Genomic DNA, 16,491 nt, shown 5'->3' on the forward strand with positions numbered 1-16,491 from the left:
CGCGCCTCTCCAGAATCGAGTTCAATGCACGACGCCGCACCAGCATCCGGCCCCTTCCAGGCCGGTGAGCGAGTCCAACTAACCGACCCGAAGGGGCGCCCCACGACGGTGTGGCTCGAGCCCGGGGAGGCACTCCACTCGCACCAGGGCGCGCTCGAGCACGATCGCCTGATCGGGCTGCCGGACGGTTCGGTGGTCGAGAACAGCGAGGGCGTGCCGTATCTCGCGCTTCGCCCGCTGCTGTGGGATGTGGTCATGTCGATGCCTCGCGGCGCCGCGATCATTTATCCGAAGGATGCGGCGATGATTCTTGCCAAGGCCGATATCCGGCCCGGCGTGCGCGTGGTCGAAGCCGGTGTCGGTTCGGGCGGGCTGTCGATGTGGATTCTTCGTGCCCTGGCCGGGACCGGTGAGCTCAAGAGCTTCGAGCGCCGCCCCGAGTTCGCCGAGATCGCCCGCGGGAACGTCGTCAGCGTGGTCGACGATGACCCGAAGAACTGGGAGATCGTGCTCGGTGATCTCGCGGATGCGCTGCCCGAGACCTATGCAAATGGCACCGTCGATCGCGTCGTGCTCGACATGCTCGCGCCGTGGGAGTGCCTCGACGTCGTGGCCGACGCGCTCGTGCCCGGTGGCGTCGTGCTCTGCTATGTGGCGACCGCAACGCAGCTCTCGCGCGTGGCGGAGGAAATCCGCGCGACTGGCAAGTTCACGGAGCCGCAGGCCGACGAGACCATGGTGCGAGGCTGGCACGTGCAGGGGCTCGCGGTGCGACCCGACCACCGCATGGTCGCGCACACCGGATTCCTGATCACCGCGCGACGACTCGCCCCCGGCACCGTTCTGCCCGCGAAGCAGCCCCGTGGCTCGAAGACCCCGGCCTCGCTCGAGGACACGGAGGCGTGGACGCCGAGCGAGGACGAGGCCTGGACGCCCGAGGCTGTGGGGGAGCGATACCCGAGCGACAAGATCCTGCGAAAGCGTGGCCGCGAGGCCCAGCGCGGCGCAGACCATCGCACAGCCGCGGCCGAATCGGGCGCGGCACAGACAGACTCAGCGGCCGCGTCACCCTCGGACGACATAATGGACGCCGACCCCGCGCAACACCCGAACCTCAACGAAGGGAAGGCGACCGAGTGACCGTCGCACGATTCCGTAAGCCAGCCATCGCCGCTCTCGGCGCCGTATCGATGATGGCACTCGCCTCATGCGCGCAGATTCCTTCGAGTGATCGCGTCACTACTTGCGAGCCGGCGACGGCGTTTCAGACGGAGCGCACCGGTGAGGGCACGGGTCCTGTGGTGGACGAGAATGCCATCACGTCGTTCGACCTGCAGGTGGCGCTCGAAGACGGCAGCGAGCTGATTCCGCAGACCACCGTGCTCGACATGGGCGACGGTGTGGCCACGCCGGTCAACCTGAACTACCTTTCGTCGTTCCCGATGGCCGCGTTCGGTGGCATGCCGGTCAACCTCTCCGCGGTCGGCGAGGCGCTGACGTGTGCCCAGGCGGGCGAGCAGGTCACCGCGACGATGCGGATGGACCAGCTGTTCCCCGAAGAGCTTTCGGCCTCCCTTCCTGAAGAATTGAAGAGCCAGAACGTGACGGTCACGGCGAACATCGGTTCTGTGTACCACTCGGCCGCCACGGGCCGGATCAACCCGCAGCACAACGGCATTCCGGCCGTCGTGACCGCGCCGGACGGTACCCCCGGCGTCACGATGCCGAAGGAGCCGGCGCCGACCGAAGAGCGTGTCGCCGTCACGATCGACGGCTTTGGCGCGCCCGTGAAGGAGGGCCAGCTCGTTACGATGCACCTCAGCGCGTTCAGTTGGACGGATTCGACGCAGCAGCTCACGACCTGGGGCAATGCCGGTCCGGCCCTGCAGCTTCCTGCCGGCGCCGGCGACGGGATGTTCGACATCACGTCCCAGCTCGTCGGCAAGAGCGTCGGCTCGCAGGTCGTCATCGTGCTTCCGGCCAGCACGATCGCCGCGTCCCCGGACGCCGCAACCTGGTCGCAGCTGAACTCGAGCGACGCGATCGTCTTCGTCGTCGATATCCTCGGCGCGGAGTAGGCAAATCCGCCTTCTTGTTCGATTTCACTTCTCCACAGAAACTGGTCTTCATGCGTCTTCGTCGTTATTCCGTCCTCACCGGCGTGGTCAGCCTCGCGCTGCTGCTCAGTGGTTGCGCGAGCGGATCGCCCGCGGCGGACTCCACGGCCGCCGAGACCCAGGCTGTCGGGGAGGCGCCGAGCTACGAGGTCGTGGACGACGGCGAGGCAATCGCGGCCGCAACCATCTCGGAGAACTACGGTGACACGCCTGAGGTGACACCCCCGGCGGCCGACCTGGTCGGTGACCTGATGGAGCGGACCACCGTCGTCGACGGCGACGGTGAGCCAATTACCGCGGAATCTTCGGTGGTGTGGAAAGAGCAGATCTACGACCTCGGCACCGGGCAGCCCGCGACGGAGTTCACCGCGCAGGGGCCGGTCGACCTCAGCAATCCCGAGCTGCCCGAGTACGTGGCCGCGGCGCTCGTTGGCGTGCCCTCCGGTTCCCGAATCGGGCTCGTCATCCCGAGCGCGGTCATGCTCGGCACGACCACGGGCGCGGAGGACGTCGCGCCGATGCTCCTCATCCTCGACGTACAGACGATCGAGGATGGCGCGGCGGCAAACGGCGAGCCGCAGGAACCCACCCAGTCGCTTGTCACGACCTCCGCGAACCCGGGCGAGGCGCCCGAAATCACGGTGCATTCCGATCAGCCGGAGCCCACCGAGCAGGTCATCGACGTCACCATGAAGGGCGACGGCGCGGTGGTCGAAGCCGGCGACAGCGTGACGGTTCAGTACACGGGCTTGCTCTTCAGCGACGGCACCGAGTTCGACTCGAGCTGGTCGCGCGGCGGCGTACCCGCGACCTTCCCGACCACGGGTGTCGTCGAGGGCTTCGCGAACGCGCTCGTCGGCCAGACGGTCGGCTCGCGCATCACGACGGTGTTCCCGGCGGAGCTCGGCTACGGCGACCAGGACAACGGCACGATTCCGCCGGGCTCGACGCTCGTGTTCGTCGTCGACATCATCGCCACGATGTAGCGTCAATACATGGCCGGATCGTCCACTTCTGCGCGCGCCCTGTCGCCCAACCACGAGCGACAGGTGCGACTGCTCCTGCGCATCCTCGAATCGGAGCGCCCGCTGACAGCGGCCGAGATCTATCAGTCGGTGGATGAATACCGCGCTCGTTATGAGCGGGACGGCAATAACTCCTCGCTCGAGAAGATGTTTGAGCGCGATCGGAATGCGCTGGCCCAGACGGGGATCGAGATCGGCACGGTGCCCGACCCGACCGCGCCGGGGGATAGGGCGCGCTGGCGCTACCAGGTTTCCGAGGACGTGGCGGGTGGTGCCGTGGTCGAGCTGACCGCGGACGAGCTGCTCTTGGTCGACCAGGCGACGACCGCCTGGCTCGACCCGAGCCTGAAGGCCGGGGCGCGCCAGGCCTTCGTCAAGCTCCTCGGCCAGGCCGACTCCGGGGGCGAGACCGCCGCATCCTCGCCCCGCACCGTGGTATCGACCCACCCGCTGTTTGGGGCACTCCGCGACGCGGTCGCCCACCGAAAGACGATTCGGTTCGAGTATCGCAAGCTCGGCAGCATCGAGGTCGAATCGCGTGTCATCGATGCGCTCGGCCTGTTTAGCCATCACGGCAGGTGGCTCATCAACGGCTTCGACCACGCGCGGCAGGCCCCGCGCAACTTCCTGCTCGCGCGCATCCTCTCCGATGTCACCGAGATCGACACACACGATCGCGCCTACGCGGACCAGGCGGCGATCACGGCCACGCTCGACGAGATCGCGCGGCAGCAGCCGGTGACCGTTGCGGTCAAGGCGCGTAGCCAGGCGGAGGCGAGCCTTCGCGCGCGGGCACGGACGGAAGCGCTCGGCACGAGCGACGTTGCCGCGGGCGACTGGTACGAACTGGTCATCACCGACTGGGATCTCGGGGTGCTCGCGGATGAGCTCGCCGGTTACGGCACGATGATCCGCGTGATCGACCCGCCCGAGGTGGCTGACGGAGTGCGCGCGCGGCTGCAGCGGATGCTCGATGCACACCAGGATCGTCAGGAGTAGGTCGATGGCTAATCAGGAAAAGGTCGATCCCGTCCTCATCACCTCGATACTCGATTTCCTTCGTCGCAACGAGCACGGCTACGACCTCGCTGAGATGGCCGACCACTTCGGGCTGAGTCCCGAGCGACTGCGCAGCGTGATCGAGTTTCTCTGGACGCTCGAGTTCCCGGCAACCGGCCTCAGCGGCCACGAGCACATGTTCGACTTCGACGCGGACGGGCTCTACGCCGCCGAGCCCTGGGTCAAGCTCACGCATGATCCGGCTGCCAAGGTCACCCGACGCTTCGAACCGCACGAGCTTGCGACCGTGATCACCGGGCTCTCAACGCTGCGGCAGTTTCGCAGCAGCGAGGAAATCTCGACCCTCGACGGTCTCGTGGCAAAGCTGCTGGGGACGGATGCCGCCGCCGAGGGGCCGGCGCCGGACGAGAATCAGACGGTTGCCGCGCTGCGGCGCGCCATTGACCGCGGCACGCAGCTCGAGATCGATTACTACACCGAGAATGCGGATGCGCCGGAGCGGCGCGTTGTCGACCCGTTACGCCTCGAGGTGCACGGCGCGATGGTCTACCTTCGCGCATACTGCCGGCTTCGCGAGGGGATGCGCTGGTTCCGACACGACCGAATCGTCGCGATTCGCGAACTGGACGACCCGATCGGGGAGTATTCCGAGGAAGAGATTGGGGCCGCGCTGGAGGTGCGCGGCCAGTCGTTCCCGCGCCTCGAGGTCGCAGTCGCCCCGAGCGCATTCGCGGCCGTGCGGCCCTACCTCGACGGTCGCGATTTTCCCCGTCTCGACGACGACGGTTTCTCGCGCTGCACGATTGTGTTCCGCTCGCTCCACGTCGCCGCCAGGATTGCTGCCGAGAACGCGGGCGCCTTCGTGATCGAGGGCCCGGAGTCGGCAAGGGAATTTCTGCGGGGCTGGGCCACCGACGCACTTGAGAACTACGGCGCGGTTCACGACGCGAACGCGTAGACTGGAGCATTATGCCGTGGTGGTCGTGGGTACTCATTTGGGGCGGACTTGTCGTCTTGCTCCTGGCGGTGCTCGTCGTCGGCGGATTCTGGCTCTGGCGAAAGCTCGCGGCAGTCATGCCCGAGATCGATCGGCTCGGGCTCATCCAGCAGGAGCTGGCCGATCTCGCCGAACAGAGCACCGTGCCATACGAGCCGCGAAAGACCGCCGTGCTTCGGCCCGCCTACGCTGTGGCCGCTGAACGCGAAGCTTTCCTCGAGGCTCGCGAAGATCGTCGTGATGCGCGTCGCGAACGTAAGCTCGAGCGCGCGAACGCACTAATCCATGCCGATCCGATGCAATTCCGGCATCTGGTCGACAACCCCAAGAAGGGATAGTTCATGATTGGCAATATGGGTGGTTGGACATTCGTAATCATCCTCGTAATCATCCTTTTGCTCTTCGGTGCCCCGAAACTCCCGCAGCTCGCCAAGAGCCTCGGCGAGTCGATGCGCATCTTCAAGGGCGAGATGAAGACGATGAAGAAGGAGTCGTCGACCGACGACGCAGGGACGGCCAAGTCCGCAGGAACCGCCGCGGGCCCCGCGCCGACGCAGTCATCGGGCGACGCGACGCCGAACCCGAACGAGCCCAGGGCATCCGACACCCCATCGGATAGCAACGACACCACTAACCGATAGTGTCGATGGCGGTTACGCCGGGGAAGCAGTCTGGACGCAAGAAGAAACGTGACCCCGAAGGGCGAATGCGGCTCGTCGAACACCTCGTCGAGTTTCGAAATCGCCTTTTCAAATCAGCGATCGGCATCGTCATTGGCATGGTCGCGGGATACTTCCTCACCGACCCTGTACTCGACCTGATTCGACAGCCGATCGAGATACTCGAGGCGACCCGCGAGGGTCGAGTGTCGATCAACTTCTCGAACGTCACCACGGGCTTCGACTTGCGCATGCAGATCGCCCTCACGCTCGGCATCGTAATTTCCTCGCCCGTCTGGCTCTACCAGACGTGGATGTTCTTGATGCCCGGCCTCAAGAAGGGCGAGCGTCGCTACATCGTCGGCTTCCTCGGCTCGGCGATCCCGCTCTTCCTCGGCGGTGTCGTGCTCGGCTTCATGCTCATGCCGCGCATGGTGCAGGTAATGGCGATGTTCGTGCCGGAGCAGGACACCGTGTTCTACGACGCGAAGACGTATTACACGTTTGTACTCACGCTGTGCCTCGCCGTGGGCGTCGCGTTCGTCGTGCCGGTCATCCTCGTGATGCTCAACTTCGCCGGGGTGCTCAGCGGCAAGGCGATCCTCTCCGGTTGGCGCTGGGCGATCCTCATTTCGGCGCTGTTCGGCGCGATTTCGACACCTGCTGCGGATGTTCTCAGCATGGTTTTGCTTATGCTGCCGATGATCGCCCTGTACTTCATCGCGACGGGAATCGCGCTGCTGCACGATAAGCGGCAGGCGAAGCGCGACGCGAAGCTGCGCGAGAACCTGTTGCCTTCAACCGAATTGAGTGAGGAAAACTAACTTGGCTGAGCCGAGCGCTGCCGAACGATTTGCTCGCGCAAAGAACCGCGCGAAGTACCCAGAGTTCGAGCTCTTCCGGAGCCTGCAGCGCTTCGACCTGGACGAGTTTCAGGCGCACGCGTGCCAGTCCCTTGAATCGGGCAGTTCGGTGTTGGTTGCCGCGCCGACCGGCGCGGGCAAGACGATCGTGGCGGAGTTCGCGGTGTTCCTCGCGATGCGCGACGCCAACGCGAAGATCTTCTACACCGCGCCGATCAAGGCGCTCTCGAATCAGAAGTATCGCGAGTTCGCCGCCGACTACGGTGCGAGCGAGGTGGGGCTCCTCACTGGCGACGTCAATATCAATTCGCAGGCGCGGATCGTCGTCATGACGACCGAGGTCCTGCGCAACATGATCTATGCGGGCAGCGATCTGATGCACGATCTCGCGTACGTCGTGATGGATGAGGTGCACTATCTCGCCGACCGGTTCCGCGGCGCGGTATGGGAAGAAATTATCATCCACCTCCCGAGCGAGGTGCGGCTCGTCTCGCTGTCCGCGACGGTGTCGAACGCGGAAGAGTTCGGTGACTGGCTCCAGGCGGTTCGCGGCGACACCGACGTGATCGTGTCCGAGATTCGCCCGACGCCGCTCTACCAGCACGTCTTGGTCGGCTCACAGCTGCACGACCTCTTTCGCACCAAGCGCGAGCAGCTCACGGACCAGGTGAACCCGGAGCTCGTCCGAGCCGTGCAGCAATTCCGCGGCACCGGCGGGCACGGTCGCTCGCGCCGCGGCGGCAGGGGCGGCACGGTGCGGCACGCGCCGCGGCTCGATCGCGGCCCGTTCGTCGAGATGCTCGACGAGTACGATCTCCTACCGGCCATCTTCTTCATCTTCTCGCGCGCGGGATGCGATGCCGCGGTGCAGCAGGTCGTTCGCTACGGCGTGCGCCTCACGACGCATATCGAGGCTGACGAGATTCGTTGGATCGTCGAGGAACGCACACGGAACATTCTCGACGAGGACCTCGCGGCGCTGGGCTTCTGGGAATGGAAGGATGCACTCGAACGCGGTGTCGCGGCCCACCACGCGGGGCTCCTGCCCGCGTTCAAGGAAATCGTGGAGGAGCTCTTCCAGCGCAAGCTCGTGAAGGTCGTGTTCGCGACGGAGACGCTCGCGCTCGGCATCAATATGCCCGCGCGCACCGTGGTGCTCGAGAACCTCGAGAAGTTCAATGGCGTCTCGAGAGTGCCGATCACGCCGGGGGAGTACACCCAGCTCACGGGTCGCGCTGGCCGCCGCGGCATCGATGTCGAGGGCCACGCGATCGTGCAGTGGCGCGAGGGCGTGCAACCCGAAAACGTGGCCTCGCTCGCATCCAAGCGCTCCTACCCGCTGAACTCGTCGTTCCGTCCCACCTACAACATGACCGTCAACCTCGTCGACCGGTTTGGGCGGGAGCAGACGCGCGCGCTGCTGGAGTCGTCGTTCGCGCAGTTCCAGGCGGACCGGGCCGTCGTCGAGATCGCGCGGCGAGTCAAGCAGCAGCGCGAGGCGCTGGACGGCTACGCCGAGTCGATGCACTGCGATCGCGGCGACTTCTACGAATACTCCGAGATTCGCCGCAACCTCAGCGACTTGGAGAAGCAGCGCATCCTGAAGGACGACCCGCGGTTCCATGAGCTCCGCGAGACACGGAGCTCGCAGCTGCAGGAACTGCGTGAGCAGCTCAAGCGGCACGGCTGCCACAGCTGCCCGAAGCGCGAGGATCACGCCCGCTGGGCGGAACGGTATTGGAAGCTCCAGCGCGACACCGACAAGCTGGCGGGCGAGATCTCGCGCCGTACCGGGGCTGTCGCGCGAACTTTCGACCGCCTGACCGACCTGCTGCTCGAGCTCGGCTATCTGCGGCACGGCGAGACCGAGGACGAGGTGCACACCACCGCGCACGGTCAGCGTCTCAAGCAGATCTTCGGCGAGCGCGACCTGCTCGTCGCGGAGTGCATCCGCCGGCAGGTCTGGCTGAACCTCGAACCCGCGGCCCTCGCGGCCATGGCGTGCGCGCTCACGTACGAGCCGCGTCGGGATGAGGAGAACCCGCCGATCGGCCATTTGCCGAAGGGCGGATTCCGCGAGTCGCTTGAGCAGACCGAGGAAATCTGGGCGAAGCTCGACGAACTCGAACACACTCACCGCGTGCCGCGCACGAATCCGCTCGCGACCGGTCTCGTGCCCGCGATGTTCCGCTGGGCGAGCGGGGCACCGCTCGATCGCGTGCTCGAGAAGGCCGATCTCGCGGCGGGCGACTTCGTGCGCTGGTGCAAGCAGACGCTCGACCTCCTCGACCAGATCTCCCTCGTGGAATCGGGCAAACTCGCAACGGCCGCCCGGCAGGCCGGCGACCTGATCCGGCGCGGAATCGTGGCGTACTCCGGGGCCGAGTCTTGACGCATACCGCCGCCGTGCAGGTCACGGTGCTGCCGCCTCACGCCGGCGAGCGGATGACGGGCCTGCCTCGCCACACCGCGATGACTGCGAGCCTCGCCGGCGCGCTCATGCTGCCGCTCGCGTTCCCCGATCGTGGCTGGTGGCCGCTTGCGTTCGTGGGCGTGGCCCTCATCCTGTGGGGCGTACGCGGACAGAAGCCCGGATTTGCCTCGCTCCTGGGCTTCGCATCCGGATTCGCGTTCTATCTCGCGCACGTGTTCTGGACGTCTCTTTTCCTTGGTCCTGTGCCGTGGATCGCGCTATGCACGCTCATGGGGTTCTGGTGGGCGGCGGCGTTCCCGCTGATCGCCCTCGCGTACCGACGCCTGCCCTCTCGGCCCGGACCGCTGCGCGCGTACGGCGCGCTGCCACTGGCGGTGGCTTCGATCTGGACGCTGCGCGAGGCACTGTCGTCGACGGTGCCGTACGGCGGATTTGCGTGGGGGAGACTCGCGCAATCGCAGTCGGATTCCCCGTTCGTGGAGCTCGTCTCGTGGTTCGGCCTGAGCGGGCTCAGCTTCGCGATGGTGTGGGTATGCGCGTTCGCAATTGAGCTGCTGGCAGGGGCATTGTCGGCCGCGCGACCGCTTGAGGTTGGTGGGCGACGCGGGGAGCCGCGCGCTGCACGGTCACGGGGTGCGGAGTCGCGTGCCGTCGAGCCGCTTGTTCGTGTCGGCATCATTGCACTTACGCTGTCGCTGCTGGCCACCTGGCCGCTGTGGCCAACGCAATCGACGGGGAGTGTGCGCATCCTGGCGGTTCAGGGGGACACGCCGGGGGCGAGCTACTTCATCCCGTCGGAGCGTGGCGAGATCCTCATGGCGCACGCCGACGAGACATTCGCCGCGCAGGATCGCGAGCGCATCGATCTCATCCTGTGGCCTGAGGGCTCGGTGGATGTGAGCCCGTGGTACTCGGAGACGGCCGCCGAGGTACTCGATCAGGTTTCGGAGTATATCGGCGCGCCGCTGCTCGCCAACACCGTGACGATGGACGGCGAATTCGATGCCCCGGGCACCCACTACTTCAACACGCAGTTCCTTTGGGAGCCAGGAGCCGGCGCGGTCTCGGGCTACGACAAGGCGCACCCGATTCCATTCGGCGAATACGTTCCGGACAGGGAGTTCTTCATGGCGCTCGCCCCGGATCTCATCAGGCTCATCCAGCGCGAATACACGCCCGGCACCCGCAGCAATGTGATCGAGGCCTCGGGCACGAAGTTCGGCGTCTTCATTTGCTACGACATCGTCGACGACGCGCTCATCCGCGCGGCCATCGACGACAGCGCCGAAGTGCTGCTCGCGCCCACGAACAACGCGGACTTCGGGATGACCGACGAGTCCGGGCAGCAGATCGCGACGGCGCGACTGCGCGCGGTCGAGACGGGCCGATCCGTGGTGCAGGCGTCCACCGTCGGGTGGTCGGCTGCCTATCTGCCGAGCGGTGAAGAGATTGCGGCGCTCGACTGGTACGAGCCCGGTTCGTTCACGGCGGAGGTGCCGACCGCATCCGGCACGACCCTCGCGATGTCGGCCGGTCGCCACTTCGAGATTTTCCTCGCGGGGCTTGGCCTCGCGTTCGTGCTCGCGTCGCCTCGCGCGACGCCACGCGAAGAGCGCCCGCGCCGATACGTCTGGTGACGATCGGCGCGGGCGCCGGCTGCTAATCAGTTAGGTCCCTGGTGCAGCCGAAGGTCCTTGAGTAAGCGGGCGGAGCCCGCTGTACCGAAAGGACCGGTCGTTTCGATACACCGCTTCGCGGCTACCCAACAACCGAGTACGAGCTACTTCTTCTTCGCTGCCGCGGCCTTCTTGCGCTTGGCCGCCTTCGCGGCTTTCTCTTCGGCTTCCTTCTCAGCCGCGGTGAGCGCGCGGGCTCGGTTCGCGAGCTCGGGAACCTGCGTCGGGTCAGTCGCGCGGCCGCTGGTCTGCGGCGCACCCGCGGTCGGCTCACGGCGGTCTTCGCGCTGGGTGCCGCGACGCTCGCGGAGGTAGTCGAGACGAATCTGCAGCACCTCTTCGAGTTCTTCGGCGGTGCGACGCTCGAGCAGCATGTCCCAGTGCGAGCGCTGCGCCTTCTGCTCGGGGGCTTCGTAGGGAACCAGGTCGCCCTCGTCATCGAGCAGGCGGCCCTCGTCGCCGGTCTTCGGGTTGACCCAGACCTCGGGGGCCTCGGCGTCGGCCGCGAACGTCACGACGAACCGCTGGCCGTCTTCGGTCGAGTAGGTACGGAGCTGGTGGTCAACGAGAACCACGCCCTCGTCGCTCTGCAGGCTCTGCGATCCGAGTCGCATGCCGCGCAAGCTGCGATCTGCCATTGCGGAACTCCTTTCAAATCAAAATGTGCGGCCTAGAACGGTGACCGCACACACATCTACCCATTCTAAACGCTTTCACTGGGCGCGATATTCCGCAGCAGGCGGATGCGCGGTTCAGGTGACGAGCGGAATCGCGCGATCCGCTCGGTCGGTCACGATCCCATCCACGCCGGCGTCGAGCCACTGCTGCATCTCGGCGGGGTCGTTGATCGTCCACACGTGAACCTCGCTCACGTGTCGCTTATACGCGGCGAGGCGGCGCGGCGTAAGCAGATTGATGCGGGCCATCCGCGGTGGCAACTGGACGACGTCGCAGTCGCTCAGCGCCTTCGCGAGGGCGCGCTCGTTCTTGCGGGCGATCGCGAGCAGTACCCGGATCATTCGCTCGGTCGAGGCGCCATGGTAGGCGAGGGGGAGTAGCCGCCGTAGATCGCGGCAGGTTCGCTCGCTGAACGCGGTGAGGAGCACTCGCTGCTCGGCCTTCACCCACGCTATGCCCTCGCAGACCGCGGCGACCGCGCTCGGGTCCTTCACGTCGATGTTGAATCTTGCCTCGGGGAGCGCCTCGAGCGCCTCGGCCACGGTAGAGATATGGTGGCCCTGCCGCTCGCGCTGCTGTAGCTCGCCGAGGGTGAGATCGCGGATGCGGGTCTTCGTGCCGTCCCAGCGTTCGAGGGTCGGGTCGTGCCACAGCACCGCGACGTCGTCTTTCGTGACGTGCGCGTCGGTCTCCATGTGCGTGACGCCGACATCGAAAGCGGCGCGGAATGCGGCGAGGGTGTTCTCCGGAACATCGATTGCCAGGCCACGGTGCGCGAGGATGCGCGGCGGTGCCGGCTCGAAGTAACCCATGGTCATAGTCTGCCCCGGATTCGCGGCGGATGTGAGCCGACGCGCCTCCGGATGCGCACTCGGCGGCCAAGTAAGATCGTGCCTATGTCTGAAGCTACTGATAATCCGCTCGAGCCCGGTTCGCTCGCGGGAAAACGCGTCCTCGTTACCGGTTCGTCTCGCGGCGTGGGTGCCGACACCGTGCGATACTTCGCGAACGCCGGTGCGAGCGTCGTCGTCAACTACCGCAATAAGGAGGCACGCGCGCTCAAGCTTGTCACCGAGATCACCGAGGCCGGGGGAACCGCCATCGCCGTTGGTGCCGACCTCACAGACCCTTCCTCGGTCAAGTCGATGATCGACGTCATCCGCGACAAGTTCGGTGGCCTCGACATCCTCGTGCTGAACGCCTCGGGCGGTATGGAATCGAACATGGGGGAGGACTACGCCCTTCGCCTCAACCGGGATGCGCAGGTCGGGATGCTCCAGGCCGCTCGCGAGATCCTCACCGAGGGATCGCGAGTCGTCTTCGTCACGAGCCACCAGGCACACTTCATTAAGACCACGCCGACCATGGACGAGTACGAGCCCGTCGCGCGTTCGAAGCGCGCCGGTGAGGATGCGCTGCTCGAGCTCGTGCCCGAGCTGAAGGCCAACGGTATCGAGTTCGTGGTTGTCTCGGGCGACATGATCGAGGGCACGATCACCGCAACGCTGCTGAACCGCCTGAACCCGGGCGCGATCGAGCAGCGACGCGAGCAGGCCGGCAAGCTCTACAACGTCGCCGAGTTCGCCGCGGAGGTTGCGAAGGCCGCGGTTGAGCCCGTGCCCGCCGACAACGTGCGCCTCGTCGGCGACGTGTCGAGCTTCAACGCCGAATAGTCTGGCGAGTACCCCTGAGGTTCCCGCGTACCCCCGAGGTTGGCGAGTACCCCCGGGGTTCCCGGTTACCCCGAGGATTGCGAGTACCACCGAAGTTCGCCCCTGATGACCCCCGAGATTGCGCATTGCCACGCTCAGAAGAGCAGTAGACCGCAATTTCGGGGGTCAACTGGTTGATGGAGGCTGAAGACCCGGCGTCAACTGGTTGTGGGGAGGTGCGGGGAGGCGTGGAGAACGGCTAGTCGTCGAGGTAGTCGCTCAGGGCGCTGAGCACGTCGCGCCAGCCGTCGCGGCACTCGGCGACGATGCGATGCCCGGCACCATTACTGGGCAGCCCGGACTCGAGGACGCGAACGCGCGTCTTGTTCTTGAGCTCGGTGATGTAGATGCGCAGCTCGGAATCGAAGTCGCCTGGTTCGCTGTGCAGGCTGAGGCGGATTTCTTCGCGCTTGTCGACCTTCGTTATCTTGAGCTTGACCTGCCTGCGGGCTTTTCCATCGAAGCGCTTGCCGGCGGGCACGGCGATCTTGTCGCCGTCTTGAGTCTTCAGGCGCAGGTCGAAACCCGGCCACCAGCGTTTGAGGTCGCGCTCACTGGTAATCGCGTCCCAAACATCGTGGGACGACACCTTAAAACGGATAGAGATATCCAAAGACGGGTCGTATGGCATTCATGCGGGGTGGAGCGGTCGGAGGTGGAGAGTGCGGCGATGGTGCCGGGAACTCGGTAGCGCAGGGAGGGGTGTTTCGGGGTAAAAAGTAATGCGCCACAGGCTGGAGCAAGTGACGCATTTGAGAAGTGAGCTGGCGAACCTATTTGCGGCTTCGCCCAACCAACTGCCACGGGATGAAGAACGCGAGGCTGTTGAGCAGCACACCGGAGATGAAGACCAGCAGCGACAGCGTGTCGTTATCCATCTGGAATGCGAGCGGGTAGCAAGCAATACCAGCGGCGAAGACGATCATGCAGCCAATGGCGATGAGGACGCTCACAGAGATTCTCCCAACGTGACGAAAAAACACTTGTCCGCCAGCAACTGGCGATAATGGACATACTACGCGATTTCACAGGAACGACGCGCACGTAGGGGTCGCGAGCCGCGTGTCTCAAACCGATATCCAACATCCGATAATGCACATTATGACAATCCAATATTCCGTCCAGGATCGACTGGAACACTGGCCGCTTCCCCGTTCCCTGTGAACGACATGACCTTCGTGCGAATTGAGATGTCAGTAGCTACAACCGAGAAAACCCAAGTCGTCACCCCGACGAAGCCGTTCGCGCCAGCCAATCACGCGAACTCGTCGTTCCGTCCCGATATTCAGGGACTGCGGGCCATCGCCGTGGGCGTTGTGTTGCTGTATCACGCTGGCGTGCCGGTATTTGGCGGCGGCTTCATTGGCGTGGACGTGTTCTTCGTGATCTCCGGCTTTCTCATTACCGGCGGTCTCCTGCGCTCGAGCTTGCGCGACGGTCGCATCGACCTGGCGGACTTCTACGCCAAGCGGGTGCGCCGCATCCTGCCCGCCGCGACCGTGGTGTTGCTGTTCACGGCTGTCGTTACTCTGACGATCCTGCCCATGACGCGCTGGCGGGACATCGGCCAGGACATCTTCTCGAGCGCCTTCTACGTTGCGAACTGGAACTTCGCCGCGGCAACCAATTACCTCAATGCTGACAAACCGGCCAGTCCCCTGCAACATTTTTGGACTCTGTCCGTTGAGGAACAGTTCTACGTCCTGTGGCCGCTGATCATGATTCTCGCGCTGTGGCTCGCGACCCGCAGCGCGGCCGGTGAGGATGCGACCCGTGAGCCGCGCATCCGCCGCAACCTCGAGATCGGCGTCTGGTTCGTCATCGCGTCCTCGCTGGCGGCGTCGATCTCTCTCACCGCGACCGATCCATCCCCCGCATACTTCGTAACGACCACGCGCCTGTGGGAGCTTGGCATCGGCGCCGCGATCGCAATTTACGCAAATCGGCTCGAGCGAATTGGCGACCGCCTCGGGTATCTCCTCGGGATGCTCGGCATCGGGGCGATCCTGCTCGCCGCCGTGTGGTTCACGGCCGACACGCCGCCGTTTCCTGGCACGGCGGCACTCCTCCCCACGCTTGGCGCCGCCGCCGTGATCGTTGGCGGCATGTCGGGCCGAGCGACGCGCGGCGTCGGCGCGTTCCTCAGCGTTCGGCCAATGCGCTGGGTCGGCGACCTCTCGTACTCCCTTTACTTGTGGCACTGGCCGCTCATCGTGCTCGGCACGTACCTAGCCGGAGGCACGTTGAACCCGTGCCTCGGCATCGGAATCGTGCTCGCCTCGTTCGTGCCGGCGTGGCTCAGCTATCGTGTCGTCGAGTCGCCGTTCCGCGAGTGGTCGCTGCTCAAGCGACACGTGTCCGCCGCGCTGCAAATTGGCCTCGCGCTGATGCTGACCGCGGCGCTCGTCGGGGCGATGTTGGTGTCGCTCCCCCGCCAATTCAGCGCTGGCGTCGAGGAACCGGAGGGCGCGCAGGCGCTCATGGAGGATCCGGCCGCCGGCGCACCGACCGAAAAGGCATCCCCGTTCGTGCCCTCGCTGAGCGAGGTGGACGAGGATCTCCCCCAGATCTACGCGGACGGCTGCACCGACAGCTCTCAGACCGATCCCACGGACCCGTGCGTCTACGGTGACGTCACGTCCGACACGACCGTCGCGCTCGTCGGCGACTCGCACGCGGCCCAGTGGTTCCCGGCGCTCGAGAAAATCGCCACCGAGCACGGCTGGCGGCTCGAGATCTATACGAAGTCCTCGTGCCCGTTCGTGACCACTCCCCTGCTCGATAAGCACGACCGCCCCAACACGGACTGCTCCGAGTGGAATGCGCAGCTGCGCGAAGAGCTCACGGGTGAGAACAAGCCGGACTACGCCATTGTGAGCTCCTACGGCTATGACGATGCCGCGGAGAAATCGGTCGCGGACGGCCTCGCCGAGACGTGGCAGGCCGTGATAGATGCCGGAGTCGATCTGACGGTGCTCGTTGACCCTCCCGCGGCCCGGCTGGATGTGCCGGAGTGCGTCGCGACCAACCTCGATTCCCTGAGCGAGTGCACCCTGCCGGGTGACAGCGGGAATCCGGGCGGCGCGCCGGCGCAGCTGGAGGCCGCGGCCAAGGTGGATGCGACGACGGTCGACATGAGCGAACTCGTCTGCCCGGATGAGGAGTGTTCGCCCATCATCGGCGATGTCTTGACGTTCCGCGATCGGCAGCACCTCACCGCCACCTACGTCGAGACTCTTACGGAACCGCTCGAGGATGCGCTGCGGCAAGAGTCCTCGCTGCCGCTCGACTAACCGTCGCTTGCGGGCAC

15 protein-coding genes and 1 pseudogene are annotated in these 16,491 nt (G+C 65.6%); 12 read left to right on the top strand and 4 right to left on the bottom strand.

The features are described 5' to 3' along the window. Positions 1 to 24: 24 nt before the first annotated feature. The 10 genes from GMOLON4_RS04110 to lnt are packed head-to-tail and all read left to right on the top strand — an operon-like array spanning position 25 to position 10,752. Positions 25 to 1,140: a tRNA (adenine-N1)-methyltransferase gene (locus GMOLON4_RS04110; protein ID WP_084147287.1), complete on the top strand. Its 1,116-nt coding sequence runs from the start codon at positions 25 to 27 to the stop codon at positions 1,138 to 1,140. Next, positions 1,137 to 2,078, top strand: a complete 942-nt coding sequence (locus GMOLON4_RS04115) for a hypothetical protein (protein WP_026935825.1) — start codon at positions 1,137 to 1,139, stop codon at positions 2,076 to 2,078. Before GMOLON4_RS04110 ends, GMOLON4_RS04115 begins: the two co-directional genes overlap by 4 nt. Positions 2,079 to 2,128: 50 nt before the next feature. Next, complete coding sequence (locus GMOLON4_RS04120) at positions 2,129 to 3,103, top strand: FKBP-type peptidyl-prolyl cis-trans isomerase (protein ID WP_026935824.1); 975 nt, start codon at positions 2,129 to 2,131, stop codon at positions 3,101 to 3,103. Between the two features lie 9 nt (positions 3,104 to 3,112). Then, positions 3,113 to 4,141, top strand: coding sequence for a helix-turn-helix transcriptional regulator (locus GMOLON4_RS04125; RefSeq protein ID WP_026935823.1), 1,029 nt, complete (start codon positions 3,113 to 3,115; stop codon positions 4,139 to 4,141). A 4-nt stretch (positions 4,142 to 4,145) separates the two neighbouring features. Beyond that, the gene (locus tag GMOLON4_RS04130; protein WP_026935822.1) at positions 4,146 to 5,120 is read left to right on the top strand and encodes a helix-turn-helix transcriptional regulator; all 975 of its coding nucleotides are present in this window, start codon (positions 4,146 to 4,148) and stop codon (positions 5,118 to 5,120) included. Positions 5,121 to 5,131: 11 nt separating this feature from the next. Beyond that, positions 5,132 to 5,497 (top strand): hypothetical protein, encoded by a 366-nt coding sequence (locus GMOLON4_RS04135; protein WP_035731483.1) that lies wholly within the window; start codon positions 5,132 to 5,134, stop codon positions 5,495 to 5,497. A 3-nt stretch (positions 5,498 to 5,500) separates the two neighbouring features. After that, the gene (gene tatA, locus GMOLON4_RS04140; protein WP_035731480.1) at positions 5,501 to 5,800 is read left to right on the top strand and encodes a Sec-independent protein translocase subunit TatA; all 300 of its coding nucleotides are present in this window, start codon (positions 5,501 to 5,503) and stop codon (positions 5,798 to 5,800) included. A 5-nt stretch (positions 5,801 to 5,805) separates the two neighbouring features. After that, entirely contained in the window at positions 5,806 to 6,642 is an 837-nt protein-coding gene (gene tatC / locus GMOLON4_RS04145) for a twin-arginine translocase subunit TatC (protein WP_245575332.1), read from the top strand. Position 6,643: 1 nt separating this feature from the next. After that, the gene (locus tag GMOLON4_RS04150; RefSeq protein WP_026935820.1) at positions 6,644 to 9,073 is read left to right on the top strand and encodes a DEAD/DEAH box helicase; all 2,430 of its coding nucleotides are present in this window, start codon (positions 6,644 to 6,646) and stop codon (positions 9,071 to 9,073) included. Then, complete coding sequence (gene lnt, locus GMOLON4_RS04155) at positions 9,070 to 10,752, top strand: apolipoprotein N-acyltransferase (protein WP_051265970.1); 1,683 nt, start codon at positions 9,070 to 9,072, stop codon at positions 10,750 to 10,752. Before GMOLON4_RS04150 ends, lnt begins: the two co-directional genes overlap by 4 nt. 323 nt (positions 10,753 to 11,075) lie before the next feature. On the opposite strand, the pseudogene GMOLON4_RS04160 reads toward lnt, so the two are convergent. After that, positions 11,076 to 11,429, bottom strand: a pseudogene (locus tag GMOLON4_RS04160) (RNA polymerase-binding protein RbpA); the annotation flags it as partial. Positions 11,430 to 11,543: 114 nt separating this feature from the next. Next, positions 11,544 to 12,281, bottom strand: coding sequence for a glycerophosphodiester phosphodiesterase family protein (locus GMOLON4_RS04165; RefSeq protein WP_035731477.1), 738 nt, complete (start codon positions 12,279 to 12,281; stop codon positions 11,544 to 11,546). 84 nt (positions 12,282 to 12,365) lie between these two features. On the opposite strand from GMOLON4_RS04165, the gene GMOLON4_RS04170 reads away from it, so the two are divergent. After that, the gene (locus GMOLON4_RS04170) at positions 12,366 to 13,142 is read left to right on the top strand and encodes an SDR family oxidoreductase (RefSeq protein WP_026935817.1); all 777 of its coding nucleotides are present in this window, start codon (positions 12,366 to 12,368) and stop codon (positions 13,140 to 13,142) included. A 238-nt stretch (positions 13,143 to 13,380) separates the two neighbouring features. On the opposite strand, the gene GMOLON4_RS04175 is transcribed toward GMOLON4_RS04170, so the two are convergent. Next, the gene (locus tag GMOLON4_RS04175) at positions 13,381 to 13,812 is read right to left on the bottom strand and encodes an SRPBCC family protein (RefSeq protein WP_084147284.1); all 432 of its coding nucleotides are present in this window, start codon (positions 13,810 to 13,812) and stop codon (positions 13,381 to 13,383) included. A gap of 142 nt (positions 13,813 to 13,954) precedes the next feature. Beyond that, positions 13,955 to 14,134: a hypothetical protein gene (locus GMOLON4_RS04180; protein WP_026935815.1), complete on the bottom strand. Its 180-nt coding sequence runs from the start codon at positions 14,132 to 14,134 to the stop codon at positions 13,955 to 13,957. Positions 14,135 to 14,371: 237 nt separating this feature from the next. On the opposite strand from GMOLON4_RS04180, the gene GMOLON4_RS04185 reads away from it, so the two are divergent. Further along, positions 14,372 to 16,474 carry an acyltransferase family protein gene (locus GMOLON4_RS04185; RefSeq protein ID WP_026935814.1) on the top strand — a complete coding sequence of 701 codons (2,103 nt, stop codon included), beginning with the start codon at positions 14,372 to 14,374 and terminating at the stop codon, positions 16,472 to 16,474. Positions 16,475 to 16,491: the final 17 nt, after the last annotated feature.

It is taken from the genome of Gulosibacter molinativorax (genome assembly GCF_003010915.2).
Taxonomy (GTDB): Bacteria; Actinomycetota; Actinomycetes; order Actinomycetales; family Microbacteriaceae; genus Gulosibacter; species Gulosibacter molinativorax.

Bases quoted from the DNA above. Each gene is read 5' to 3' on its own strand.
- GMOLON4_RS04110 (WP_084147287.1), top strand. From the start codon at position 25: ATGCACGACGCCGCACCAGCATCCGGCCCCTTCCAGGCCGGTGAGCGA.
- GMOLON4_RS04120 (WP_026935824.1), top strand. From the start codon at position 2,129: ATGCGTCTTCGTCGTTATTCCGTCCTCACCGGCGTGGTCAGCCTCGCG.
- GMOLON4_RS04125 (WP_026935823.1), top strand. From the start codon at position 3,113: ATGGCCGGATCGTCCACTTCTGCGCGCGCCCTGTCGCCCAACCACGAG.
- GMOLON4_RS04130 (WP_026935822.1), top strand. From the start codon at position 4,146: ATGGCTAATCAGGAAAAGGTCGATCCCGTCCTCATCACCTCGATACTC.
- GMOLON4_RS04135 (WP_035731483.1), top strand. From the start codon at position 5,132: ATGCCGTGGTGGTCGTGGGTACTCATTTGGGGCGGACTTGTCGTCTTG.
- tatA (WP_035731480.1), top strand. From the start codon at position 5,501: ATGATTGGCAATATGGGTGGTTGGACATTCGTAATCATCCTCGTAATC.
- tatC (WP_245575332.1), top strand. From the start codon at position 5,806: ATGGCGGTTACGCCGGGGAAGCAGTCTGGACGCAAGAAGAAACGTGAC.
- GMOLON4_RS04165 (WP_035731477.1), bottom strand. From the start codon at position 12,281: ATGGGTTACTTCGAGCCGGCACCGCCGCGCATCCTCGCGCACCGTGGC.
- GMOLON4_RS04170 (WP_026935817.1), top strand. From the start codon at position 12,366: ATGTCTGAAGCTACTGATAATCCGCTCGAGCCCGGTTCGCTCGCGGGA.
- GMOLON4_RS04175 (WP_084147284.1), bottom strand. From the start codon at position 13,812: ATGCCATACGACCCGTCTTTGGATATCTCTATCCGTTTTAAGGTGTCG.
- GMOLON4_RS04185 (WP_026935814.1), top strand. From the start codon at position 14,372: ATGTCAGTAGCTACAACCGAGAAAACCCAAGTCGTCACCCCGACGAAG.